General features: G+C 42.4%; 19 protein-coding genes, 1 other RNA gene and 2 pseudogenes. 7 read left to right on the top strand and 15 right to left on the bottom strand.

Going from position 1 to position 25,833, the window contains the following annotated elements; translation table 11 throughout:
• The 4 genes and pseudogenes from WS34_RS10050 to WS34_RS15860 all read right to left on the bottom strand — a co-directional run.
• Nucleotides 1-780: pseudogene (locus WS34_RS10050) on the bottom strand (hypothetical protein); the annotation flags it as partial.
• A 543-nt stretch (nucleotides 781-1,323) separates the two neighbouring features.
• Complete coding sequence (locus WS34_RS10040) at nucleotides 1,324-2,085, bottom strand: TIGR03915 family putative DNA repair protein (protein WP_046404582.1); 762 nt, start codon at nucleotides 2,083-2,085, stop codon at nucleotides 1,324-1,326.
• 13 nt (nucleotides 2,086-2,098) lie between these two features.
• On the bottom strand, nucleotides 2,099-3,355 hold the full coding sequence (locus WS34_RS10035; RefSeq protein ID WP_022160535.1) for a putative DNA modification/repair radical SAM protein: 1,257 nt from the start codon (nucleotides 3,353-3,355) through the stop codon (nucleotides 2,099-2,101).
• A 128-nt stretch (nucleotides 3,356-3,483) separates the two neighbouring features.
• The gene (locus WS34_RS15860) at nucleotides 3,484-3,996 is read right to left on the bottom strand and encodes an NUDIX hydrolase (protein ID WP_046404590.1); all 513 of its coding nucleotides are present in this window, start codon (nucleotides 3,994-3,996) and stop codon (nucleotides 3,484-3,486) included.
• 769 nt (nucleotides 3,997-4,765) lie between these two features.
• On the opposite strand from WS34_RS15860, the gene WS34_RS10020 reads away from it, so the two are divergent.
• Both WS34_RS10020 and WS34_RS10015 read left to right on the top strand, forming a co-directional pair.
• Nucleotides 4,766-5,050, top strand: coding sequence for a LysO family transporter (locus WS34_RS10020; RefSeq protein ID WP_022160537.1), 285 nt, complete (start codon nucleotides 4,766-4,768; stop codon nucleotides 5,048-5,050).
• Between the two features lie 33 nt (nucleotides 5,051-5,083).
• Nucleotides 5,084-5,686, top strand: a complete 603-nt coding sequence (locus WS34_RS10015) for a LysO family transporter (protein WP_013610407.1) — start codon at nucleotides 5,084-5,086, stop codon at nucleotides 5,684-5,686.
• Between the two features lie 209 nt (nucleotides 5,687-5,895).
• On the opposite strand, the gene gap (WS34_RS10010) is transcribed toward WS34_RS10015, so the two are convergent.
• From gap (WS34_RS10010) to WS34_RS09985, 6 genes are all read right to left on the bottom strand, one after another.
• Complete coding sequence (gene gap / locus WS34_RS10010) at nucleotides 5,896-6,900, bottom strand: type I glyceraldehyde-3-phosphate dehydrogenase (protein ID WP_013610408.1); 1,005 nt, start codon at nucleotides 6,898-6,900, stop codon at nucleotides 5,896-5,898.
• Between the two features lie 302 nt (nucleotides 6,901-7,202).
• The gene (gene gap, locus WS34_RS10005; RefSeq protein WP_013610410.1) at nucleotides 7,203-8,243 is read right to left on the bottom strand and encodes a type I glyceraldehyde-3-phosphate dehydrogenase; all 1,041 of its coding nucleotides are present in this window, start codon (nucleotides 8,241-8,243) and stop codon (nucleotides 7,203-7,205) included.
• A gap of 690 nt (nucleotides 8,244-8,933) precedes the next feature.
• Nucleotides 8,934-10,259, bottom strand: a complete 1,326-nt coding sequence (gene tilS, locus WS34_RS10000) for a tRNA lysidine(34) synthetase TilS (protein ID WP_046404577.1) — start codon at nucleotides 10,257-10,259, stop codon at nucleotides 8,934-8,936.
• Between the two features lie 35 nt (nucleotides 10,260-10,294).
• Nucleotides 10,295-12,169: an ABC-F family ATP-binding cassette domain-containing protein gene (locus WS34_RS09995; RefSeq protein ID WP_046404576.1), complete on the bottom strand. Its 1,875-nt coding sequence runs from the start codon at nucleotides 12,167-12,169 to the stop codon at nucleotides 10,295-10,297.
• A 34-nt stretch (nucleotides 12,170-12,203) separates the two neighbouring features.
• The gene (locus WS34_RS09990) at nucleotides 12,204-12,932 is read right to left on the bottom strand and encodes a DNA alkylation repair protein (RefSeq protein ID WP_046404574.1); all 729 of its coding nucleotides are present in this window, start codon (nucleotides 12,930-12,932) and stop codon (nucleotides 12,204-12,206) included.
• On the bottom strand, nucleotides 12,932-14,971 hold the full coding sequence (locus WS34_RS09985; protein ID WP_046404572.1) for a vWA domain-containing protein: 2,040 nt from the start codon (nucleotides 14,969-14,971) through the stop codon (nucleotides 12,932-12,934). Before WS34_RS09985 ends, WS34_RS09990 begins: the two co-directional genes overlap by 1 nt.
• Before the next feature lie 255 nt (nucleotides 14,972-15,226).
• Here WS34_RS09985 and WS34_RS09980 point away from each other — a divergent pair, with 255 nt between their 5' ends.
• The 4 genes from WS34_RS09980 (at nucleotide 15,227) to WS34_RS09965 (ending at nucleotide 19,257) form a co-directional block, all read left to right on the top strand.
• Entirely contained in the window at nucleotides 15,227-15,997 is a 771-nt protein-coding gene (locus WS34_RS09980) for a ParA family protein (protein WP_013610415.1), read from the top strand.
• A gap of 105 nt (nucleotides 15,998-16,102) precedes the next feature.
• Entirely contained in the window at nucleotides 16,103-17,005 is a 903-nt protein-coding gene (locus WS34_RS09975; RefSeq protein ID WP_013610416.1) for a ParB/RepB/Spo0J family partition protein, read from the top strand.
• Nucleotides 17,002-17,676, top strand: a complete 675-nt coding sequence (locus WS34_RS09970) for a DUF5683 domain-containing protein (RefSeq protein ID WP_013610417.1) — start codon at nucleotides 17,002-17,004, stop codon at nucleotides 17,674-17,676. The genes WS34_RS09975 and WS34_RS09970 overlap by 4 nt, the downstream gene beginning before the upstream one ends.
• A 6-nt stretch (nucleotides 17,677-17,682) precedes the next feature.
• Nucleotides 17,683-19,257: a lytic transglycosylase domain-containing protein gene (locus tag WS34_RS09965; protein WP_022160544.1), complete on the top strand. Its 1,575-nt coding sequence runs from the start codon at nucleotides 17,683-17,685 to the stop codon at nucleotides 19,255-19,257.
• Nucleotides 19,258-19,384: 127 nt separating this feature from the next.
• Here WS34_RS09965 and ssrA read toward each other — a convergent pair.
• From ssrA to WS34_RS09945, 5 genes are all read right to left on the bottom strand, one after another.
• Nucleotides 19,385-19,781: a transfer-messenger RNA gene (gene ssrA / locus WS34_RS15595) on the bottom strand.
• A gap of 199 nt (nucleotides 19,782-19,980) precedes the next feature.
• The gene (locus tag WS34_RS09960) at nucleotides 19,981-21,384 is read right to left on the bottom strand and encodes a Gfo/Idh/MocA family protein (protein ID WP_022161353.1); all 1,404 of its coding nucleotides are present in this window, start codon (nucleotides 21,382-21,384) and stop codon (nucleotides 19,981-19,983) included.
• Between the two features lie 4 nt (nucleotides 21,385-21,388).
• Nucleotides 21,389-22,480, bottom strand: a complete 1,092-nt coding sequence (locus WS34_RS09955) for a phosphotransferase enzyme family protein (RefSeq protein ID WP_022161352.1) — start codon at nucleotides 22,478-22,480, stop codon at nucleotides 21,389-21,391.
• A gap of 388 nt (nucleotides 22,481-22,868) precedes the next feature.
• Nucleotides 22,869-24,095: a BACON domain-containing protein gene (locus WS34_RS09950; RefSeq protein ID WP_046404570.1), complete on the bottom strand. Its 1,227-nt coding sequence runs from the start codon at nucleotides 24,093-24,095 to the stop codon at nucleotides 22,869-22,871.
• An 18-nt stretch (nucleotides 24,096-24,113) separates the two neighbouring features.
• Nucleotides 24,114-24,782: a hypothetical protein gene (locus tag WS34_RS09945; RefSeq protein WP_022161350.1), complete on the bottom strand. Its 669-nt coding sequence runs from the start codon at nucleotides 24,780-24,782 to the stop codon at nucleotides 24,114-24,116.
• Between the two features lie 715 nt (nucleotides 24,783-25,497).
• Between WS34_RS09945 and WS34_RS15590 the strand changes: the two are divergent.
• Nucleotides 25,498-25,833 (top strand): annotated as a pseudogene (locus WS34_RS15590) (hypothetical protein); the annotation flags it as partial.

The raw sequence follows: 25,833 nt of genomic DNA, 5'->3' as shown, positions 1-25,833 counted from the left end.
GAGGCCTTTGATCGTTGCAGGATCTACAGTGCTTGGATTTACATGATAATAAGCAACTACTTTAGCTCCTATTTTCACTGTTTTGGTTGTATTTTCTTTCCAAATTTCACCGGTTGTAGTCGGGGTTTTGTCAGAAGTGACAATTTCCCATAAGTCAGTAAGAATACCACGGGCTTTCATGGCTTCTACACCATTCAGATAAGCTTGGGGTTCGAATACCAGACTCTTCAGTACGTCTCCGGCCGATAAGGTAAAACTGACTGTTTCGTCACCAAGTACAATAGTTACGGTGTTTCCGGTTTTTTGTATAGAATTTTCTGTCGGTACAGCAATTTCAACATTTGTTTTTTTCTCGTTATAATAAATACAATATTTCCCGTTTTCCGTTTTTACTGTCAGTTTGGTCTCATCGAATCCTGCCGGAGCGTCTGGTATAACGATTTCCAGTTTATCTCCTGATTGTTGACCATCTTTCTCCAGCCAGCATGAGGCTCCGCTTACTTTCAGTTCATACGTCGGAAGAGATTGACCGATAGCGTAAGTCTTGCTATCACCGTTTACCGGTGTTACGGTTAGTTTTCCTGTGGCTGCATCGTAAGTAACCTCCTTAATCAGGCCGTTTACTGTCTCTTTTAAAGTCGTCAGGTCTGTGATTACCCCATCGATCCGATTGTTTAAATTATCGATATCATCATCATAGTCTTTACAACTTTGAAATGACATCGACAATCCCAATACCATACACATCAAAATGCGTAAAAATTTAGTTGTTTGTCTCATCTGAAATAAATTTAAAAGTGATTAGTTTCTAAAAGTTAATTGTTTGTCTCTTTAATTTTTTATTAGCTATGTACAATCAGTTTTTTATTGGTTTATATAAATATAAGATTAACATATCAATGACATAAAATAGGAAAATTCCCATGTAAATCGGATCTGATTTCTATATTGAAAAGTTTATAGATATCCAACAAAAGCGAACGTTTAATTTGTGTAATCATATAACCATCCCGGGAAGGGGTGGTTTTTTTATTTGCATATAAGGTAATTTTTTGATTCTCAAACACTAACACATAATTCATCATAATTTATTTTTTAATAAAAATCATCCAATAAAAAACGTTCGTTTTCTTTATTTGCAACTATTTCATTTTTTGCAGTTTGCTTCAGAATTCATAGCGCAAAGTAAATACTTTTTTTGGGGAATACAAAATAATTTTATATTTTTTGCAGGATCAGTGCACAAAAATTATTTATTATAAGTGAAAATTAAGTTTGAGTAGTGGTAATTACCCGGTCATAATAATAAAAGGGGAGGATGAATTATTTTTCTGTAAGGTATTTCCAGAAACGGACGGGGAGGTTTTGGCGGTGCAGTTTCGGATTGATACGTTCTTTGATGGCGATGGTTTTAAAGTAGGTCCGCCAGAGTTGCTGAAAAAGTTGTTCATCTTCTGCCATCAGTTGCTGATCCAGTTTGCCGGTCAAAAGATGGGATTCTTTGGTTTCGAAATGGACTTCATCGACTTTTTGCCGATTGTAATAATAACCGTATTCCCGCTTGATATCATACAGCAACCAGCATTGGTCGGCGAATCGGTTTTGAAAGTGACCGATAACCAAAGGCAGTACATTGTATATCGGTTCGAGGGCGGCAAAATAAGTCCCGTCTATGGCTTTTTGAAAACGGGTGAATTGGACAACCCGTAGACGTTCGTTACCCACTTTCTTAGCGATTTGAGTGGCTTCGAGTACATCGGGATCTCCGAAGTTGATTTCGATCGGGCGAGACGCATCAATAGCTTTACGGATATAACGGAATAGTAAGCGGTCGGTATCCGGAAGTTCGGACAACCAGCAAGAGGTGATAACGGATAGACCGGCCGGAGAGAGTCTCTTTTCAAGACCTTTCCATACCCGGGAGGATTTGCGTTCATCGGTAATAATCCGAATTACCTCTTCGTGGAATAAAGGAAGGGGAACTCCTTCGGCCTCTAGTATATCCGGAAACATTTTTCGGTCATAAGCCTCGAATATACAGGTGAGTAGTCCGTCGAAGCTTTTATCATATTGGTAGATAATCATCGGCTTTTCGGTTTTATTCGAAGATAATCTTTAGCTGACGGGGATCTTCCTGTTTGCCTTTGCGTGGAATGAGTAACTGGCGTACCCGTTCGGGCCGGAGTTCCTGAACTGTCTGTAGGGGAAGTTCATTACAGGTAATGAAATATTGCGCTTTCTTCAAAACGACCCCCATTTTTTTTAATTGCGAACCGTTGATTTTACCGTAGCGACGGGAGACAATGATCATTTTCGCCGATTTTACTCCTAAACCGGGAATACGGAGCAATAACTCATAATCTGCCCGGTTGATGTCTACGGGGAATTTTTCAGGATGGCGTAGTGCCCAGGCCAGTTTCGGATCGATTTCAAGGTCCAGGTCGGGATAAGAGTCGTCGACAATTTCATCCACTTTGAACTGATAAAAACGCAATAACCAATCGGCTTGATACAGCCGGTTTTCCCGTACCAGCGGCGGTTGTTTCAATTGGGGTAAACGGTTGTCGTAAGCATTGACGGGTACAAATCCCGAATAATATACCCTTTTCATGGTCGGTCGCTGATAAAGGGCAGAAGATAACCGGAGGATATCTTTGTCGGAATCCGGAGTAGCTCCTATAATCATCTGGGTACTTTGTCCCGCAGGGGCAAAACGGGGAGCTGACCGGTATTTTTTCCGCTCTTCGGCACTTTCCAGTACGCCTTGCTGGATGTGACGCATCGGTGTGAATACGCTTTGGAAATCCTTTTCGGGAGCTAATGTCTGTAAGCTTTTTTCGTTCGGTATTTCGATGTTGACACTCATCCGGTCGGCATATAATCCGGCTTCGTGGATAAGTTCCGGACTGGCTCCCGGAATTCCTTTTAAGTGAATATATCCGTTGAAACGGTGGATGGTTCGTAGATCCTTGACGATTCGTACCAGGCGTTCCATGGTATAATCCGGGTTGCGGACGACTCCTGAACTCAGGAATAGGCCTTCGATGTAATTCCGGCGGTAAAATTCAATGGTGAGATTGACTAATTCGGTTACCGAGAGTGTAGCCCGCGGGATATCGTTGCTCCTGCGGTTGATGCAGTATGCACAGTCGTACCTGCAATAGTTGGTCAGCATGATCTTCAACAAAGAAATACAACGTCCGTCTTCGGCAAAGCTGTGACAAATCCCCCAGCCTGCAGCACTACCTATCGCCCCGGCTTTATGTCCCCGGGACGTACCGCTGGAGGCGCAGGACACATCATATTTGGCAGATTCTGCCAATATCTTTAACTTATCCAAAACAGATTCATCCATAGTGTCACAAAGAAAGAACTTCCTGGTGAGAAAACAAATCGAAAATAGTTAAATATAGACTCGACGGAATTATTCGGCTGTTTTCGGTGCTACCGGGACCACCGGGGCGCAGAATAATACGGTCGATTTTATGACCGGTTAAACAAGGGTTTGAGTAATAGTCGGTATTCGTGGACCAGGTTGGGAGTCAGCTTATTTTTCTCCATGCCCTCTGCCAATTCTTGCAGAGTCCAAAAACGCCCTTCGTCCACTTCATCGTTATCGATGTGGATGCGGTTGTAACGGGTACATAAAAAAGAAAAAACCAGTTCCCGTTCGTGGGGACTTTCCCAAACGTAGTTACCCAGAAAACGGGCCTCGAAGTCTGTGATGCCCAATTCTTCGGAAGCCTCCCGTTTAAGTGCATCTTCGACTTTCTCATTTACGCCGATATGTCCGCCTACTGCGGTATCCCACATACCGGGCAGAAGGTCTTTTTTCATACTTCTTTTTTGCAGGAATAGTTCGTGGCGATCGTTGGTAATGTGTAAATGTACGACGGGATGGAGTAGTTTGGATCCCGAATGACAAATGCTGCGGGGGGCCTGGCCGCTAACTTCTCCTTTTTCGTCGACGATAGGCAACCATTCTTCTTTTTTCATTTTTCTCAATAAAAGACGATTATGGATAAAAAGTACGACGAAATAAGTACCTAAAATAATGTATAAGAGTGGGGTTGTGATGAATTTTGCCGTGTCCTCCGGCAAAAATAGAATGGCTGTATAGGCAAGTAGGGTATGTAGGGCGACAAGGATAAAAAGTATCCGCAACATTTTTCGCATACTTTGAAGTTGTGGTCCCGAAAGGTGGATATTTTTGCGGTAACCGGCAGGTAGAGTATGGGTAAAGTCGGTATGTGAGAAGGCGAAAAATCCTAGCAATAGACATAAAGCCGTTTCAATAATTGCCGGTTGTAGCTGTGAAAGTACCGAACCGTTTGTCCAAATGGAAATCAGACCCGGGATACAAAAAAACAAAGTAGTGAGGAGGATCATTTTGTCATATACTTTTTCCCGGATTCGGGTATAGATAAACTCAGCTCCTCCTAAAAGAAAGGCGACCCATACTCCGGTGACTGCTCCGAAAAATTCATCGGCTATGAAATAGATCCCTATCAGTAGTAAAGAGGGTAAAAGACTTCGAACAGAATGATTCATGATTTTAAAGCTATAAAACGACTGGCAAAAATAATCAATATACTTTATCTCCCCACAGCACTGCCCTGTAAAATAGCGGAAAAAAGAGAGATACAAAACCGGAATACAGCTGGAACTGAAAATTTCTGTATTAACTTTGTAGCCCGAAACGTATTTGAAAAAGTTTGTAAAGTTTATAAACCGAATGAAAAGATAGTTTTATAAGAAAAGGATTATGTTGAAGATTGTCGGAATTATGTTGCTGGGCGTATTCACCGGGTATTTATTGAAAAATTATCAGCTCCGGTGGGTACAAAAATGGATTATGCTGGCCATTTGGTTATTGTTATTCTTATTAGGTATTGCTGTCGGTACGAACGGAGAGATTATGAATAATCTGGATACGATCGGTTTGAAAGGTTTGATCCTGGCCCTGGGAGGAGTATCGGGAAGTGTGATCCTGGCTTGGGTGGTATATCGCTTTTTTTTCATGAGGAGAGACGAGTCCTCTGTTTCCTGAGTATTTCTAAGTCGTTATTTTGATTCAGAATAAATGAAAGGAAGTTTGATTATTGTTGCTTTTTTTGTGGCTGGAGTGATTCTGGCCCGCTGGGGCGTTCTGCCTCAGGAATTGCTTCAGCAGGATTTTAGTATGTATGTTTTATACGGGTTGATGTTCCTGGTGGGTATAAGTATAGGGAGTGACCGGAAAGCCTGGGCGGCGTTGAAAGGTCAGCAGCTACGGATTGTACTGGTGCCTTTGGCGACGATTGTCGGCACGTTGGCAGGAAGTATAGGGGTTAGCTTTCTTTTGACCGATATCCGTTTAACGGATTGTCTGGCTATCGGTTCGGGTTTCGGTTATTATTCCTTGTCGAGTATTTTTATCACAGAATATAGAGGGGCGGAATTGGGCACAATCGCTTTGACTACTAATATTATACGTGAGATCATAACTTTGTTGGGAGCTGCTGTTCTGGTCCGTTGCTTCGGAAAATTGGCTCCGATCTGTTCCGGTGGTGCTACTACGATGGATACTACCTTGCCGGTTATTACCCGATTTTCAGGTAAAGAGTATGTGATTATTGCGATATTCCATGGGTTTGTAGTGGATTTCAGTGTGCCTTTTCTGGTCACTTTTTTTGCGAAACTTTAGATTATTATTTATTCGTCCCAATTGTGGAAAAAGGTTTAGATGGAAGAATAACTCTTCATCTTAAACCTTTTTTTCTGTTTCAGCAAGTTGAAAATATTGCCTCCGCTTTTATCGGAAGACCAGGGAGGGGTATTTCGTTTTTTACTTCCTTTGAGAAAATAAAAAAGCGTCCCGTTTTCCGAGACGCTTTTTAGTTTCAGTAAAACTGATTATTTCACAGTTGCCATATGAGCGATCAATTCCAATACTTTGTTTGAATACCCCCATTCGTTGTCATACCAGGAAACGAGTTTCACAAAGCTCTTGTTCAAAGCAATACCTGCTTTTGCATCGAAGATAGAAGTACGGGCATCTCCTAAGAAATCAGAAGAAACGACATCTTCGTCAGTGTATCCCAGGATACCTTTCATTTCGCCTTCTGAAGCTTCTTTGATAGCAGCTTTGATTTCATCGTAAGAAGCTTCTTTAGCTAAACGGAAAGTCACGTCTACTACAGAAACGTCCAGAGTCGGAACACGGAATGACATACCGGTCAATTTTCCGTTCAGTTCGGGAATAACTTTACCTACAGCTTTAGCAGCACCGGTAGAAGAAGGGATAATATTACCTGCAGCAGCACGGCCACCTCTCCAGTCTTTCATAGAAGGACCGTCGACAGTTTTCTGAGTAGCGGTAGTTGAGTGTACCGTGGTCATCAAACCTTCGATAACACCGAATTTATCGTTGATTACTTTGGTCAGCGGAGCCAGACAGTTGGTTGTACAAGAAGCGTTTGAAACGATCGTTTCGCCGGCATATTTCTTGTTGTTGACACCCATAACGAACATCGGGGTATCGTCTTTAGAAGGGGCAGACATCACTACCCGTTTTGCACCGGCTTTGATGTGAGCTTCAGCTTTTTCTTTTGTCAGGAAAAGACCGGTTGATTCAACCACATACTCAGCGCCTACTTCATCCCATTTCAGGTTTGCAGGATCTTTTTCAGCAGTTACACGGATAGCCTGACCATTGACAACCAATTTACCGTCTTTTGCTTCTGCAGTTCCGTTGAAACGACCATGCATCGTGTCATATTTCAGCATGTATACCATGTAATCTACATCGATCAGGTCATTGATTCCTACGATTTCAATATCGTTACGAGTCATTGCTGCACGGAAAACCAAGCGGCCGATACGACCGAATCCGTTGATACCAACTTTAATCTTTGCCATTTTTATTGTTTTTAAGTGTTATAAAATTATCATTTCCTTTCAAAAGTACGGAAAATAATTCTGATGTGGTTCAGTGAATATCGAAAAAAAATGAAAAAAACAACTCAAACGATTTCAATTTTCAGTTGGAAACGCATTATCCTGAAAGGATTTACGAATAAGTGTAATGTTGGGACAGAATACCTGATTAGCGAGTTCGTTGTGAACTCTGATTGGCGAACTTTCGGTTCTGACCGATGAATGGAGGCAGGAATCTCAGCTCGACCGATCACTATGGTGCTAATCAGGATGTGAAAGGAATACTAATTGCAGTAAGTCAAATGTTTTACCTTGGGGATTTCTTTTACAGTAGCCATATGTGCGATCAGGTCTAACATTTTATTGGAATATCCCCACTCATTGTCATACCATGCAATCAGTTTTACAAATTTATTATTAAGGGCGATCCCTGCTTTTGCGTCGAATATGCAGGTACGGGCATCTCCTATGAAATCGGAAGAAACGACTTCTTCTTCTGTATAACCTAAAATTCCTTTCAGTTCTCCTTCGGAGGCTTCTCTTACTGCCGCTTTGATCTCCTCATAGGTCGTCTCTTGGGCTAAACGGAAGGTCACATCTACGACAGATATATCCAATGTCGGAATCCGGAAAGACATACCTGTCAGTTTGCCGTTCAATTCCGGGATGATTTTGCCGACAGCTTTTGCTGCTCCCGTTGTGGAAGGGATTATGTTGCCGGCTGAGGCACGTCCTAACCGCCAATCTTTTTTCGAGTGAGCATCGACCGTACGCTGACTGGCTGTCGTAGCATGTACGGTAGTCATCAATCCTTCTACGATACCGAAATGTTCATGGATGACCTTGGTCAATGGGGCCAGACAATTGGTTGTACAGGAAGCACTGGAAACGATTGCGTTACCGTCGTAAGTTTGATGGTTTACCCCCATAACGAACAAAGGTGTATCGTCTTTAGCGGGTGCCGACATAACGACACGTTTTGCACCGGCACGAAGGTGAGCTTCCGCTTTTTCACGGGTAAGGTAGTGACCTGTTGCTTCGACGACATAATCTACTCCGGCTTCTCCCCACTTCAAACCTTCCGGTTCGCGGCTGGAAGTTACGAGAATGTGGCGTCCATTGACATACAATTCACCGTCTTTGATCTCGATCGTTCCGTTGAAACGCCCGTGTACGGTGTCGTATTTCAATGTGTATACCAAATAATCCAATTCGCTCGGATCGTTGATTGCCACGATTTCAATATCGTTTCTGGTCATTGCTGCGCGGAATACCAAACGGCCGATACGGCCAAATCCATTGATACCCACTTTAATTTTTGTCATTTTTTTCTTTTAGTTTAAAATTGGTTATTTATTTAGTGTAAAAAAATCAAAATACGAGCTCCACGGACTGTAAAACAGTCCGTTTTTTATTTACTCAAACGTTTGCGTTAGGATGGATAAAAAAAAGCACTATCTGTCAGCCGACTATAAGCCGGACATTTACGATCGATAGCGCATGAAGATAAAAGGCTCAGCAAAAATAAACTGAAAATAAAACCGATAATTACTTTTTTCATTTTCATGATAATAATCTTAAGTTGCTATCTAATAATGCTTTCAAGATTCAGAATTATTATTTATGCACTTCGTTTTAATAGGGCTCCTAAAAATTGATGAAACAAACAAACCTCTCGTTCCGATGGATTACCTAAAAACTTTAACGTGTGCAAATGTATAATAAAATTTTGAATCCCAAAAATTAGTAGGAAAGATTATTCAGAGCGGCTGAATCTTATTCGAACATCTCGCTTGTAGACAAGGAATTATTACAAAATGGAGGGAGAAAAAATAAAAATGTAAGTTTTTTTTGATTTTTTCTTTGAAAAAATTTGTGCAAACGTTTTAAATACCTATCTTTGTCGCGAGATATAGAAATTATATTGCTTTATAAGTGTAGTAAATTTATTGTTAGTGTGTTTAAAAAGAGGCTGTGAAGCCTCTTTTTATTTTATGATCAAATTTTATATTTTGTTATAAAATGCTGATTTGTAATATATTACTGGTAAATGAGGTGATTTTGAATCGGTCGTCCGGGCGATTTCCGATAATCCAGGCTATTTTTTCATCCGAAAGCAATAATAAACATTCCTGTTTTTGCTTGCTGCTGAATTTTTGATCTCTGAAAAAATCACTGAGTTTTTTCTTGCTTTTTTTCATCCCGATCGGACAAAAATAGTCTCCGGCTTGCCAATTACGGATAAGCAGGGGAAATTGGAGTTTGTCGGCATCCAGACAAGCGATATCGGGTTGCTGTGGAATCACAAACTCTTCTGTACGGGGGAAGAGCGTAAATTCGACTTTTAGTTTTCCGATCGTATAAATACCTGTTGTTGGAATTGAAACGATTGTCCGGCTGCATTTGCTGTTGTCGTAAAGCCGCCAGAATATTCTGCCTCTTTCCAGGGTATGATGGCCGGCGATGAATTGTTTGCCGGGGATAGCTGTATGCGTATTCAGAATGTCACGGATCTGGACTTTGTTAAAACTGAAAGGTTTCAAGGTTTCATATAAAAAAGTATAAGGGGCGGGTGTGGCCAGCGTTTTGGAAATATGAATCAATAATTCGTCTTCCTCGCAATCCAGAATTTCTTCCTGAAGCCGGTGAATGCCGTATTGGAAGATTTCTTCTGTTTCTTTCAGGGTTTCGCAATTTTCGGTCATGGTATCCAGAAACGAAGGATTGATTTCTTTGAGGACCGGGATGATCTGGTGGCGTATTTTATTACGTACATAATCCAGTGAATTATTGGTGGAATCGGTCCGAAACCCCAATTGGTGGTCTTCTATGTATTTCAGTATATCTGTCCGCGAACATGGGAGCAGAGGACGAAGGATGTCTCCGTTGATGGATTTTATACCGGTTAGCCCTTTTATACCTGTTCCCCGGCAGAGATTGATCAAAACGGTTTCGGCAACATCGTCGGCATGATGGGCGACGACAATGTAATCCATCTTTTTCTTTTCTTTCATTTCCCGAAACCAGGTGTAACGGAGTTCGCGGGCTGCCATTTCTACACTAAGTCCGTTTTCGCGGGCATACTTCAGGGTATCGAATTTTTTGACGCTGTGAGCGATGCCGTAACTATCACAGAAACGTTTGACAAATTGTTCGTCCATGTCCGATTCTTTACCCCTTAACGAAAAATTGCAATGCAAAACCAACATCTTCAGATTCAGGTATTTGAATGCATGCAACATGCATATGGAGTCGGCTCCGCCGCTGACGGCCAATATAAATCCTGCATCCCGGGAGATGTGATGTTGTTGAAGAAAATTTTTAATCGTTTCCTGGATCATAATATGAATAAGGTAAAAAACTATAAGCCGGATGATCAGATTTCACTGAGCTCTAACCATCTCATTTCTTTTTCGTCTAAGATAGCGATTATTTCAGCAATACGGTTGGATTGCGCTACTAGTTCTTCGGGGGACAGGCTTCCGGAATTTAATGCGGTTTCGATGATTGTTTTCTCTGTGTTCAATTGTTCCATGTCTGTTTCGAGCTGTTGCATTTCCTGGCGTTCTTTAAAGCTCAGTTTGCGTTTTTTCTCTACAGAATTATTCGGAGTGGATTGGGGCTGCTCTGTTTTTTTCTTTTCTTTTTCAGTTTTCTCCAGTTGTTCTTTTTCTTCTTCTTTTTTATTCTTATAAATGGTATAATTACCGGGGAAATCTTTAACGATTCCGTTCCCTTCGAAAGCAAAAATCCGGTCGACCACTTTATCGGTGAAAAAACGGTCGTGGGATACGATCAACAGACAACCTTTGAAGCCTTTCAGATACTCTTCCAGTACATTCAACGTGATGATATCCAGATCATTGGTTGGCTCGTCCAGGATCAGGAAATTCGGATTGCCCATCAATACGGTAAGCAAATACAATCGTCTTCTTTCCCCTCCGCTCAACTTGTCGACCAGGGAATATTGCTGTTTGTCGGTGAACATGAAATATTCCAGGAATTGAGAAGCGGACATAATTCGCCCGTTGCCCAGATCGATGCGTTCGGCAATGTTTTTTACGATATCGATCACCCGGTCCGTTTCATTGAAAGCGATACCGGATTGTTTGTAGTAGCCGTAAACCACGGTTTCGCCGATCGAAATCGATCCGCTGTCCGGTTGCAGATTTTGGGTAATAATATTCAGGAACGTAGATTTGCCCACTCCGTTTTTCCCGACAATACCGATTTTTTCTCCCCTGACGAATTTATAAGAGAAATCGCGGAGTATACAATGCCCGTCGAAGCTTTTAGATACATGGTCGAGTTCCAGGATTTTTTTACCCAGTCGTTTACCCTGGATGTCCAGTTCCAATTTTTTCTCTGTCGTATTCTGAGAGGCTGTTTCTTTGAGTTTGTAAAAGTTGTCTATCCGGTATTGTGCTTTATGACTACGGGCCTGAGGCATCCGGCGCATCCATTCCTGTTCGGTACGTAACAGGTTACGGGCCTTGTCGATGGCGGCATTGCGGTTTTCGATCCGTTCCTCTCTTTTTTCCAGGTAGTAAGCATAGTTACCCGAATAAGAAAACAGACCGAATTCGTCGATTTCGATAATCTGATTGCATACCCGGTCCAGAAAATACCGGTCGTGAGTGACCATCAACAGGGTGGCATTCGATTTACCCAGGTATTCCTCGAGCCATTCGGTCATTTCGATGTCCAGGTGGTTGGTCGGTTCGTCCAGGATTAAGAAATCCGGATTACTGATCAATACTTTGGCCAGGCCGACTCTTTTTTTCTGTCCTCCCGAAAGCTGACCGATTTTTTTGTCATAAGTATCGATTTTCAGTTCCGAGAGGATTTGCTTGATCGTTGTGTCGTAATCCCAGGCCGAATGGATATCCATTTCGGGAATCAGTTTTTCTAAAGTTTCGGTATGGTTGTGCGCAACTGCTTCTTCATAAGCTTTAATCAGCTTCAACACACGAGAATCCGAGTGGAATACTTCTTCGAATACAGAATTTTCGGGATCTAAAGCCGGATCCTGGTCCAGGATACCCACTGTGATGTCGTTTCTGAAAATTACCGTTCCGCTCTCCGAGGTATCTTTTCCGGCAATAATCCGCAAAAGCGTGGATTTACCCATTCCGTTTTTGGCGATCAAGGCTACTTTTTGTCCTTTACCGATCCCGAAAGATATATTTTCGAATAACAGTTGCTCGCCGAACCGTTTGCTGAGATTATCTACTTGTAAATAACTGATCATAATTTTATGTGTAATACGGGACAAAGATAAGAAATTAATGACTACTCAGGTATTTTTTCCGTTCTTCTTCCGGGAAGTGCTCGATGGCATAGCGGAGCATGGTGCGGGGCATCCGGCTGGAACGGGAAGATAAAAAGTCTTTCAATACCTGACGGTCTTTTTTGCCGGTTTCACGGAGCAACCAGCCGACGGCTTTGTGGATCAGATCGTGGGAGTGGTTCAGAAGCAGGTCCGAAATAGCCAGACAGTCCCGGAAATCTCCTTGCCGGACAAAATGCATACAGCTGACTATAGCTATCCGCTGTTCCCACATATTGGACGAGTGGGCTAAAACATACAATATCCCGCGGTCTTTATCTGTCAACCATACTCCTAAAAGCTTGTAGCAGGTGAGGTCTACCAAATCCCAATTATTGATGTTTCGGGTTTGTGAAAGGTAGAAATCGATGCAGGTTTGCCGGAAAGCTTCGTCTTTGTTTTTAGTAAATTGGTCTACCAGGATAAGTAAGCCGGTTAGCCGGATTTCATGGTAGGGAGAAGAGATCAACTCGGCTAAGACCGGAGGTGTTGCTTTACGGTATTTCAGTGCTATGCTTCTTTGTTCGGGAACGGTGATTCCCAGGAAAAGATCTCCTTCTCCGTATTGACCTTTCCCGGTTTTGAAAAAACGGGAAAGGTGTGCGGCTTTATCCGGATTACCGAGGGCATTTAATTCGGCTATGATGTCTTGTGCCGTCGGGGTGGCATGGGTTTCGGGCTTCATCAGTTCAGTTTTTTTCGCCACACCAGCTGCTCCAGTAATAAAGCCGATACAGCGATCAGGATAAACCAGCCGGTGAGGTATTTGTTATTATCTTGTAAAACAATCTCTTTTACTAATTCGCTATTGTGATCGAAGCAGGTTGTTTTAATATCTGGCACCTTACTTCGGGGAAAATATTGGCTTAGTTCCTGTTCCTTACAAAATTCCATTTGTGATTCGGTACGGTCGTAGTTCCAGGCCAGTACATCGACCAGACGGCCTTCCTGGTATACTTCGAATAATCCTGCTTCTTGTATGGTCGTTGCGTTGGTGAGTTGCAGGTCGCCACTGAAATCTTTCCGCACCTCAGGGATAAATTCAAAGGTGTGGTTTTCGTTCCGGATTTGCAGGGGGTGGTTGGTCTGAATCGTTCGGGTATTCAGAAGTACGGGGGCGGTGGTATTCAGAAAGTAGGAGGTATGAAGACCGGTATTGACCTGAAAAGCCATGTTGACCAAAAGTGGTACGAACAAAGGATGAAATACCAGATCACTGTCGGTGGGCAGAAAGTTGAAAGCAGAAAGGTAAAGATTTCCTTTGCCGTAATGCCGGGATACCAATAGAGGTGCCGAGTGTTTATCCGATAATAAGATTTCGGTATGGGCGGGTAAAATAAGCCGGTAATACTGACGGATTTGAGGGAGTATTGTTTTAATATCCGGTTGTTCGAATGCATCCCGGAATAAGGCTGCCTGGGTTTCGATATGAGCGATTACGGTATTGGTATCCCGTTTGTCGTAGCGGGGAGCTTGTATTTTTTGTAAGAATTTATTCTGAACTTCGGGAGAGGAAGAGGCCGGAAGAACCAATAGATTGCCTCCGTTCATCAGATAGTCTTCCCACATGCTTTCCAGACCTGTAGAGCTGTCGGTCAGACCGTCCAGGATAATCAGGCTGTAGCGGGGAAGGTTTTGCCGGATTGCCTGGTTGACAGGAATGGAGGTAAAACTAAAATGGCTGGAATCCGAAAATAGTTTTCCAAAATAGGGATTTTCCTCCTGTTGCCATAAATACAGAATTTCGGTATTTTCACTGACCGGATAGGCAAAATAAAATGTATTGTCGAAAAGGACCGGAAAATCGGAGATTTCTACCGTTCCCTTATAAAAGTCTTCTGCTGTGTTCAGATAACTGATTTCAACCTTCTTTTCGCTATGGGCTTCGAGATCGGTTTGGATGATGCTGCGCTTTTTTCCGTTGATCGTCAGGGTGAGCGGAATATGGTGAAAATCCCTGTCTGAAGTGTTGACCAGGGTGATATATACTGTTTCGGATTGATTTTGTTTATGGAAGGCTTGCCCGAAGTTCACTTCTTTGATATAGAGATTACTTCGGTTTTCAGGTTTCATCATCAGAAAGACGGATTCCAGGGTAGAGTCGGTGGTGATGTGTTGGAAATCACAGTTCTTTTTCTGGAAATCAGAAATCAGGAATAGCGTACCCGGCTGGTTTTCTCCCGATTCTTTTACTTCTTTATAGACTTGAGAAAGTGGTTTAGTGGCCGGGCTGATTTTAAGATTCCCGATAGCCTGGAGCATTTTTTCTTTATCCAATGTGACCGGAAGAACTTTATCATTGGTGAACAAGCTGAAACGGCTACCGGCGGGATAGGTATCGACGATGTCGAAAAGATGTTTTTTCGCTTCTTCGAAAAGACTTCCTTGCGAACCTGTATTGGTCATCGAGAAAGAATTGTCGGCGTAGATAAAAATCCGGGGAGTGGTCGTTGCGGGCAAAGCTTTTCCTTCCGGGTTGAGATAGGGGGTAGCAAAAGCGATGACAATACAGCTTAAAGCTAATAGACGCAGAAACAACAACACTAAATTTTTTAAACGTGAACTGTTTTTCTTTTGCTTTTGTAAAGCTTCCAGAAAGTTGAAGTTGCTGAAATAGACTTTTTTATATCGCTTTAAACTGAACAAATGTAATAGAACAGGTATAGCCAATAACAGTAATCCGTATAGAAATACCGGATGTAGAAATTGAATGACTGATAACATAAATACTCGATTTATCGATTAAATATACCTGATTGAGGGTACCGACTATTTGCGGGAGTAAAAGTAGCAATAATTTCTGTTTTTCGGGAAAAGTTTATCCCGGAGAGTGAGGCGGTTTGTATATCTCTGACTGTCAGTTTGAAAAAATGAATTGTTAGTAAAAAAGCCGTTTTTGTTATTAAAAAGGTATTCAAAAATCAAAGAGATAATTTTTTTAATTGTACTTTTACGACAAATATCATAAAATGGGAATTTATGTCTAAGATCATTGCTATTGCAAATCAAAAAGGTGGTGTCGGAAAAACAACAACTTCAGTGAATCTTGCTGCCAGTCTGGCGGTTTTGGAGCAAAAAATTTTGTTGGTAGATGCAGATCCACAGGGAAATGCTTCGTCTGGATTGGGATATGACGTGCAAAAATTAGGAGATTCGACCATCTATGAATGTCTGGTCGACGGACTGGAAGCAGAAAAGGCAACATTGAAGACTGAGATCGACCGTTTAGCTTTATTACCTTCTAACATTAACCTGGTCGGAGCTGAAGTAGATATGATGAATCTGGAGGACCGTGAAAATATCATGAAGAAAGTGCTTGCACCGGTGAGGGATAAATACGATTATATTCTGATCGACTGTTCACCTTCTTTGGGACTGATTACCGTAAATTCACTGACAGCTGCCGACTCTGTGATTATTCCGGTGCAATGTGAGTATTTTGCTTTGGAAGGACTTGGAAAATTGTTGAGTACGATAAAACTGATTCAGAAACGGTTGAATACCGATCTGGAGATCGAGGGATTTGTGTTGACGATGTACGATGCCCGGTTGAGGTTGTCGAATCAGGTGGTTGAAGAGGTGAGAAAGAATTTTCAGGATATGGTGTTCAAGACATTGATCAACCGGAATACGAAACTGGCAGAAGCTCCCGGATTCGGACAGCCTGCTATCCTCTACGATGCAAATAGCCGTGGATCTGAAGACTATATGTTGTTGGCACAAGAGTTGATTAAAAGAAATTTGGAATAAAAGTAGATCTACATTAAAATAAATACAGAAGGAAGATTTTCGATTTACGATCGTATCCCTTTTTTATATCGAATCGTAAATTTATAATCAAAATGAAATAGAGTTATGGCAAAAAAAAATGTATTAGGACGGGGGTTGGGAGCCCTGATTGCTGATGCGGCTGAAGAACCGGTGACCAGAGAGATTGTCGTATCGGCCATACAAGAGTTGAATCTTGCCGATATCCGTCCCAATCCTTTTCAGCCGAGAACGGAGTTTGACGAGGAGGCTCTGAGTGAGTTGGCTGCCTCTATTAAAGCGATAGGAATTGTACAACCCATTACCGTAAGGGCTGTCGAAGAAGGGAAATATGAGATTATTGCCGGAGAAAGAAGATTCCGGGCTTCCAAATTAGCCGGCTTGTCGACTATTCCGGCTTATATTCGTAAAACAGAAGACGATAGTCTGCTGGAATTAGCTTTGATCGAGAATATTCAGCGTGAAGATCTGAATGCGATCGAGGTTGCCATCAGTTACCAGCGTTTGATAGATGAATGCAATCTCACTCAGGATGGCTTGAGTGAGAGAGTAGGGAAAAAAAGAGCTACTATTGCCAATTATCTTCGTTTATTGAAATTGCCTGCTCAGATTCAATTGGCTGTCCGGGATAAAAAAATTTCCATGGGACATGCACGGGCGATATTGGGAGTAGAGGACCCGGATACCCAGCTGATGATCTTCGAACAGATTCTGGAGTATGATTTCTCGGTGCGGAAAGTGGAAGAGATCGTCCGGGAATTGGTACATCCTCAGGTGGAAGAACCTGCAGAGGCTCCGGTCGTTGAAGATAAACCGAAGAAGAGTAACGAGATCGGAGATTATATCGAGTTGCAAAAACATCTGTCACGGCGTTTCGATACCAAGGTGGAACTGAAACGCAATGAAAGCGGGAAAGGAAAAATTATTATAGGCTTTAAGTCTGATGCAGAACTGGAAAAGATCATCGAGTTGTTGGATAAGATTGAATGAGAAAAATTGTTTGTTTGATAGTAGCCATTCTGGCAGGACTTAGTGTGAAAGCATTGAGTTTATCGCAAGATTCGGTGACTCAGCTAGTAACTGCCGACGATACGCTTAAAGCTTTTGAGAAGATCGTCCGGAAACCTCATTCTCCTCATAAAGCCACGATTATGGCTATGCTTCTTCCCGGATCGGGACAGATATACAACGGACAATGGTGGAAAGTGCCTATCCTGTACGGGGGTATGGCTGCCGATATTTATGGTATTGCCTGGAACCAGAAGCGTTTCAAGGAGTATCGGGATGCTTATGTCGAATGGGTGCAGTATCTGGATGCGAAAGCCAAAGATCCGGATACGCCTTATCCGCAAAATCCCGCGTGGGATAAAATTCCCAAAGCTTTCGATGTGGAGACCGATCCTTATTTGCAAACATCCCAGGGACAAACCTGGTTTAAAAATACGTTGAGTAACCGGAAAACTTCTTTTAAGCGGAACCGGGATTTGTGCTATATTGTGATGGCCGCTATTTATGCCATTAATATTATCGATGCCACGGTGTATGCGCATTTTTATGATTTTGAGATAGATGATAATCTGAGTTTTAATTTACAACCTACTTCTTCCTATAGTCCTGTTAGCGGAGGAAGTATCGGTTTGACTTTAACTTTTAATTTTTAACGCGAGATGATACGTTTTTTGTTTTTTGCTGTATCCTGTCTGCTATATCATGCTGTATGCGGGGTGAATGTGGTGTCTAAAGATAGTGTTGCTTCGGTAGAGCAAGATACTGTAATTGAAAATCAGATTATAACGGATTCTATTCCGGAATCTTTTCTGGAGAAATTGGATTATTATTATACGAGCTGGTATACAGGGAAACGGGATAGTACTTATTATGTCGATTCGCTTTGTATAGCAGAGAGTTGTAAAAATATTGTTCCCTGTAACGATTCGGTTTATCTGTTGCGTTTGGATTCTTTACAATCTGCCGTTCCATTGTCGTTCAACGATATTGTCCGTACGTACATCGAACTGTATACGGTGAAAAAACGGTTGCAGGTAGCCAATATGTTAGGACGGAGTGAATATTATTTCCCCATTTTCGAAGAAGCGTTGGATGCAGAGTGTATGCCTTTGGAACTGAAATATTTGCCTGTAATCGAGAGTGCTTTAAATCCGAAAGCTTTATCCAGGGCGGGGGCCTGTGGATTATGGCAATTCATGTACGGCACAGGGAAAATGTATAAGCTTGAAATCAATTCCTATGTCGACGAACGCCGTGATCCGGTAAAAGCAACTCAGGCGGCAGTTCGCTATCTGAACGATCTGTATGCTATTTATGAAGACTGGATTCTGGTGATAGCTGCTTATAACTGTGGGCCGGGGAATGTCAATAAAGCGATTCGTCGTTCCGGAGGAAAAAAGAATTATTGGGATATATACTATCATCTGCCTAGAGAGACCCGGGGATATGTGCCCGCTTTTATCGCTGCGAATTATGTATTCGCTTATTATAAAGAACATGGCATTTTCCCGATAGAATCAACCTTGCCGCCGATGTGTGACAGTATTATGGTGAACGATGCTTTGCATTTCGAGCAAATTGCGGCCAAGCTGGATTTTTCTGTTGAAGAATTGCGTGATTTGAACCCTCAGTACCGGGCCGACGTTATTCCTGCCGGTTTTGGAAAATCGTACGCTTTGAAGATGCCTTATAACCATATCGGTAGTTTTATCGATAATCAGGATTCTATTTTTGCTTGTAACCGCAGTAAATATTTCAACGATAGCGATCGGACCGCCGATCCTAAAAACCGGATTAAAGTGCATGCACAGGCTTTGGGACAGGACGGACGGGCCCGTTTGGTATATACTGTGAAAAGTGGTGATGTACCCGGAGCTATTGCTATGAAATTCAATGTCCGCTTGGCCGACCTGAAATACTGGAACAACCTCAATAAACGGATGACGATCCGGCCGGGGCAAAAATTGGTGGTGTATGTACCTGAGAAAAAAGCCAATCAATACAAGAATAAGGCTGCTTATACCGGTAAGGAAGATAACGTAGCCTCAGCCCCGAAAGTCGAAACGATCGATGGTGAGTTTGTATTGTATACCGTCCGGAAAGGAGAAAACCTTTGGTCTATCGCCAAGAAATATCCGGGAGTATCGAATAAGGATATTATGCGCTGGAACGGAATCTCTGAAAATCAGGTCAAAGACATTCGTCCGGGACAAAAGTTAAAGATAAAGATTTAGTTTAATTTTTTTCATTAAGAATAATATACAACTTTCAAATTAGGTATTAATTAAAAAACACCCAATTTTACAAATTCGGGTGTAAAATTGGGTGTTGTTTTTGTAAAATACTGATAATCAGCGTTTGTTGTGGAGCAGCAGGGAATCGAACCCTGGTCCAAACACGGAATCCATATGCTTTCTACATGCTTAGTCACTTATTGGTTTTCGACGATGGTCCGGAAAGTGACACCCAAGCCATCGCTTATCCTCTTAAATTTTCGCCTTTCGCCAAAGGTGGGCTAAGACTAACCTTAAATTGACTGCACCCCGTATGCCGGCCGGAATAAGGTGGAACCACCGGCGGGATGTCCCGTCCCCGTTCCTTGAACAGGGATTAAGCCTTCAATCTTCTAAAGATTAGGCAGCGAGAGCGTAATTATTTTCGCCAACTAAAATTTTGTGTCCGGGATTTACGGGCCGTTTCACTGCTCCCGACATGCTTACATACCTATTCTTCATGCTGTCAAATCCAGGTCTGCCCCATGGTATGTGAGGACAAAGATAGGAAGAAACCCGGTAAATCATATCAAAAGAGACTTAAATTTATAATTTTTGGTAGTTATATACATATTTATACCTACAAACGTACATTTCATGTAAATATCTATATAAATATCAAAAATGAAATCGTGCAGAACCTTCCCGGATCTGCACGATTTTTATTTTGAATGATGGGTAAAATTATTCTCCGATCATAAAATGATGATATCCCTTCATTTTTTGCCAACTGCCCCGGGTGAAATCGGGGACCTCGACGGGCATGCTGTTGTTTTCGATGGAGAGGCGGGTGAGTTCGCCCAGACAGGACCATTCGGCTGCGTCATAGACATCTTGATCGAGAGGGAGGCCGTGGCGTAAACAATATACCAACCGGTAATCCATGATGAAGTCCATGCCACCGTGTCCGCCGACTTTTTTGGCTTTTTCCTCCAGTTCTTTCTGAATGGGGTGTTTGTATTGCTCCATCAGCGCCTGTTTCACATCTGCCGGGACGAACGAGTGCATACTTAAATTTTCGTGATCGGGTACACCTTCGACCTGCTCCGGAGAACGGAATGTATAGCCTTCTACCGGATATTTGTTGGCGAAACCTTCGGTGCCGGTCAGTTGGTACATCCGGGAATAAGGCCGGGGATTCATGACGTCGTGCTGGATGTGCATGGTTTGGCCGTTTTCGGTCATAATCATCGTCATCGTATGGTCTCCGTTCTGGAAATCCTTACCGTCCCTTTTGTTGATCTTTTCTACCAGTTTCGGGCCGGTCAGGGCTTTGGTATCCATAGAAACGAGGTAGTTCATTTTATTTCCCCGGTGGATGTCGAGGAGTTGACAGGCAGGTCCCATGCCGTGGGTGGCATATACATCCCCCCGGTATTTTTCATTGAAATCCAGCCGCCAGTTGCCTTGATAGGCCGCCCAGAATTCTTCCAGGTTGTGGATATACGAACCTTCGACATGGAGGATATCACCGAACAATCCATGTTGGGCCATATTCAGGGTGGTGAGTTCGAAAAAGTCGTATACGCAGTTTTCCAGCATCATACAGTGCTTGCGGGTCTTTTCGGAAGTATTGATCAGTTGCCAGCATTCATCGAGATTCATGGCTGCGGGGACTTCGATGGCGACATGTTTTCCGTGTTCCATGGCGTAAACGGCTATGGGAGTATGCAACAACCACGGAGTGACGATATATACCAGATCGATATCGGGGCGTTCACAAAGTTGTTTCCAGCCTTCTTCTCCACTATAGGCGGCAGCCTGGGGACGATTGTTTTTGGTGAGGATCTCCTGGGCTTTTTCTACCCGCTCGGGATAAAGGTCACAGAGGGCTTTGATGGCAGTACCTTCGATTTGGGTAAAACGATAGACGGCCCCCGGGCCGCGCATGCCTAATCCGATAAAACCGACCCGTACGGTGTCGAGGGGTGCACAGCGAAGGCCTATGACGTCTGTCTGGCCGGCCGGACGTTCCGGAATAGCGGTGCGAATCAGATTGGGAGTCGTTTGATCCGAAGATTTAGGACATTGGCAACTGCTGATGCCCAGGATCAGAAAAGCGGTCAATAGATAAGTGATTTTTTTCATATAATTACTGATTTGAGAGTTGATTAATCCAGGCGTTCATTTCTTCCAGATGACTGTCTATGCTGTGGAGATGGGTCAATTGAGCCAAGGTCCGTTGCAGGTTGTGTTCGGGATATTGGATTTTGTAGTATGTATCTCCGTTGAGGTAATCGGTCAGAAAACGGACGGTTTGCATATAGGTTAGAAGTTGTGCCCCATAGGGTAACAATTGTTTTTCGATAGGGGTAAGGAAGGCACTTGCCGTTTCGAGATAGCCCCGGGCAAATTCCCGGAATATTTCCATATCGAGACCTACCCGGTCCAATTCTTTATCGTCTTCTGCTCCTTTATTGGCAGCGGTACGGATAAAGTCACCGAAATCCGACAATACAAATCCAGGCATCGTTGTGTCGAGGTCGATCACACAAAGAAAACGGTCATCCTGATCGAACAGCATATTGTTGACTTTTGTATCGCAATGGGTAATGCGTTTGGGTAATTTCCCTTCGCGGTGAAGCCGTTCAGCCCGGCACATTTCCTCAGAACGTCCGAGCAGTTCATCCACGATCGGTTGCACTTTAGCCAGACGGGCCGCTTTGTCTCGAGCGATCGCTTCCCGGAACTGTCCGAGGCGGAATTCCATGTTGTGAAAGTCGGGAATGGTCGCTCCGATCGGTGGATTCGGAATGTCTGACAGAAAGTATTGAAATTCTCCGAAAGCTCTTCCGGTCTGATAGGCCAGGTCCGGCGTCACTTGTTCGAAAGTCTTCGATCCGGCGATATAAATAGTCAGCCGCCAGTAACTGTTTCCGTCATAATAATAAAGCCTTTCATCTGTAGCAGGTACTAAAGTCAATGTCTTCCTGTCGATATCGTTTGCATTCCGTTGTTGCAAATGGTAACGGATACGGGAGGTAATGTAACGGATATTTTCCTGTAATAAAGGAACATCCGTGAAAATAGCCTGATTGATGCGTTGTAATACGTAATCCGGGGTATCGGGATATCGGGTTGTTACCAGGAAGGTATCGTTGATCAACCCCGATCCTAGCGGTTTTATTTCTGCCACCTCTCCCGAAATGGCAAAATGTGAAGTGATTGCTTTTAAATCTGTCATGAAAATGGTGATAAAATGATCTGCTAAAATAGTCAATTTTCCGAAGAATTGGAATTTTGATTTCTGAATTAAATTTTCTGAATTTTTTTTGTTTGTGTTTTTCGCGGAAAGGGGTAATTTTGTGAGGGAGATGTATAGTATAACTCCTCACTACGTTTGTCAGATACCACCGGTCAATGAAAAAAATAAGGTAAACGACTGACAGAAGCGACCGGGTTCCCGGACACGAATACCGAAGACGAAAAGTACCGAAATAATCCTGCCGTTTTTTAGTGACAACGGTTATGGAAATCAAATCTGATCACTGTAACCGTTGTCACTGAAAAAGATAGGACCTGAAAGTTGAAAATTACTCCGTAATCGTTGAAAAAGATGTGGATTTTCAACTTCAAAAGCCTTGATAAAAGATAGTATACACTTGTTTCGTCGGAGTTTTAATACCTTCAAAGAAATGGGTGGCCGTAATGGTTTCTACATAACCGGACATATTGAAAGTATAAGTGAATTCTGTTCTGCTGCCTTTTTTGTCGCTGATCGAAGCCAACAGATTTTGGCTGCGTTTCCCTAGCAAACCGACCATCGACAGGTAGTTCTCCTGATAAAGTTGATTAAGGTCCAGGTTGGCTTTATTATTTTCTTCCGTGGTGTACGTGAAGGTTTCCAGAGTAGCATATTCAGCGTCACTTGTGATTTTTTCCTGTGTTTCTACTCTGTTTTGATCCGACCATATATATTGGAACTGTTCCTGGTCGCTACCGATATTTTGTAAACGGAAATTTTTGTAACGATATACAATCGATATGGGCTCTTCATTACTCATCATGTCGAAGTAAGTTGCCTGATTTTCCCTGATATGGCCTTGTTCGTTCAGCATACATTCGCTGTAAAGTTTTTGAGTAACCTGATTGTTATTTTCATAAGTATTCTGCTCATAAAATAAACGGTGATCTTCGGGCATATAATTTATATGAATATCTGACAGTATCGTTTCATTTTGAATTTCTTCACCTTCGATATTTTCTGTATAAATGCCTGTTTTTTCAATATACTGAATTTGGTTATCGTTGTAACCGAATCTGATTTCCAGCCAATTATTCCGGTTTTCTACTCCTTCTGTGACTTCTGTGATGGTGATACGCTCCACCCAGGCTTCGAAGGGATCCGGTTCGTAAGATTCCGGGAAACTGCCGTCCTGCCGGACAGCTTCCTGATTGATTGTGATTGTTTCGGTTTGGCTTTGACAGTTTAGTTCGATTCGAACTGTCCGGGGATTTCCTGTCGTGTTTTCATCTAATAATATTTGCATGGTATGTTCCCCGGCTTCTTCTCCGGCAGAAGGGGTTACGGTAACCCAGGAGCGGGCTTCATCGTTTTGGATATAACTCTCCCACGAAGAGGTGGTGGTAAAAGTGATCTCGCAGGAGGGAGAGTCGGCATAAGCTGTCTGATTGAGTTGAGCAGGATCGGACAGGGTTATAAATTGATTGGAAGGATTGCCTCCGCCGCCTCCGCCGCCTCCGTCGCCTTCGCCTTCATAATCGGTAATCACATTGGTATAACAGGCTGTCAGGCATACAGCAACAAACACCTGAATGAATAGTAATATCTTTTTCATGATTAAGCTGATTTAATATTAAAATCTGAAGGATAGGTAAACACGCATTCCGTTGAATTTGGATTTTCCGGGTTCCGGCTCCTGTTCGTCTTCTTCGGAATCACCGCCTCCGAAAGATTTAAATTTACAACTTCCCCATCTGGATTCCACTCCAAGGCCGATAACTCCGTAAGAGATACCGCCGCCGGTGACAAAATAAGAAGCATAGTTTCCCAGGAGGGTATCGTCGTCGTATAAAGCTGAAAAACTGGGGGCAAACCGGAAATAAGCGTTGACGTTTAGTTTCCCGACCGGATTGACGGTAACAGAAGGACCTACTTGCATGCCGATTTCAGCTTGATGGAAATTACTGGTTTCTGGTTCTTCTTCCTCATCGTAATTGTCTTCCCAACGGTATTCGAGTTTGTAATTGGTGTAATTCAAATCGAACCAGGTGGCGTCGAGACCGAAACGGATCAAACCGGCTATCGGTTTTTTATGAAGATAAAAAGTCCTGCCGACGGTGAAAGCTGCTCCGAAATTACTTTTGAGCGTTTGATCCATACCGAAGTAAGAAGCCGGTTCGAATTCCTGCTTTACAAAACTCAGATTGCGGTACTTTTTACGTAAACGATTGTTATTTTCCTGTGCCGACACCATACTTGACCAGCATAGCAAAGCCAGCAGAATGAATGAAATTTTTTTCATAATGCAATGAATTTGAATTTTATAACTGATGTTCAAATCGTTTTATGACCACAGACTCCGATTGGCCGGTTGATTATAAAAAGAAAGTGTGGAGCCTTGCTTTATCTGACAGGAGGTTCTGACAAAACCCGAATACAAATAAACAATACCCCACACTTATCCGTATGTACTTTGACGATACATCAACAGACAAGTGATGAGTGTTTGTATTGATTATCCTTGTATTCTCGAAATTGTCAGATTTCCTGTCAAGGATAAAAGTGAAACACTTTCATCTTTAAAATGCTATCCTGTAAAGGACGCAACAAAGATATGAAATGTTTTCGATACTCACACTTAGGGGTATTGTTTTAGTTCAAGATTGAGTAAGAACAATCTTATTTTTCTCCTTTTTTTGTTAGAAATACAAACCTTTCCCGGAGACTGCTCCTTCCGAGCCTCCCAGAAATGATATTATTCCGACTTATAAGGTGATTTTTCGTGACAAATATAATTATTATTTCAGGATTGTCAAATGAATCGCCTGAAAGTTTATTCGGTTCATCCGGCTAAGCGATGGGTTGGTACGGATAAAGGGAGAGGGGGGGAAATCAGAGATCAGACTTAAAAGATGGATAAAATTCGTTATTTAATCGAAATAAATTCCGGTTTTGTCGAATATTTTTGTGGTTTTGTCAGGTCTTTTTTACTTTTATCCGAGTGAAAAGAAAAAATTGTGCGTATTATTCGATTTATAGGAGTTGCCTGTGTCATTGGACTATTTTTTGGGTGTATCGTAGCCATCGACGAGGTTGGGGAGCATCCGGATAAAATTTGGTTGCATCGTTGCAATTCGATGGAAAAATTATATGAACACAGTGAAAGGTATAGTAACTTTGAAGTAGATATCGTCTTTCGGCAGGATTCGGTATTCGATGTGACACATGATATAGATACTAGTTTTAACCTGTCTATAGAACCTTATTTTGGCTATATTCAGCAAAATGGAGGTAAATTGTGGTTGGATATTAAAAATCTCGATCTGCAAAATGTTTCGGCTATGTTAACTCAG

Origin of the sequence: Odoribacter sp. N15.MGS-14 (genome assembly GCF_000980245.1) — a bacterium.
Taxonomy (GTDB): Bacteria; Bacteroidota; Bacteroidia; order Bacteroidales; family Marinifilaceae; genus Odoribacter; species Odoribacter splanchnicus.
This window is presented reverse-complemented; position numbering and strand designations above follow the sequence as displayed.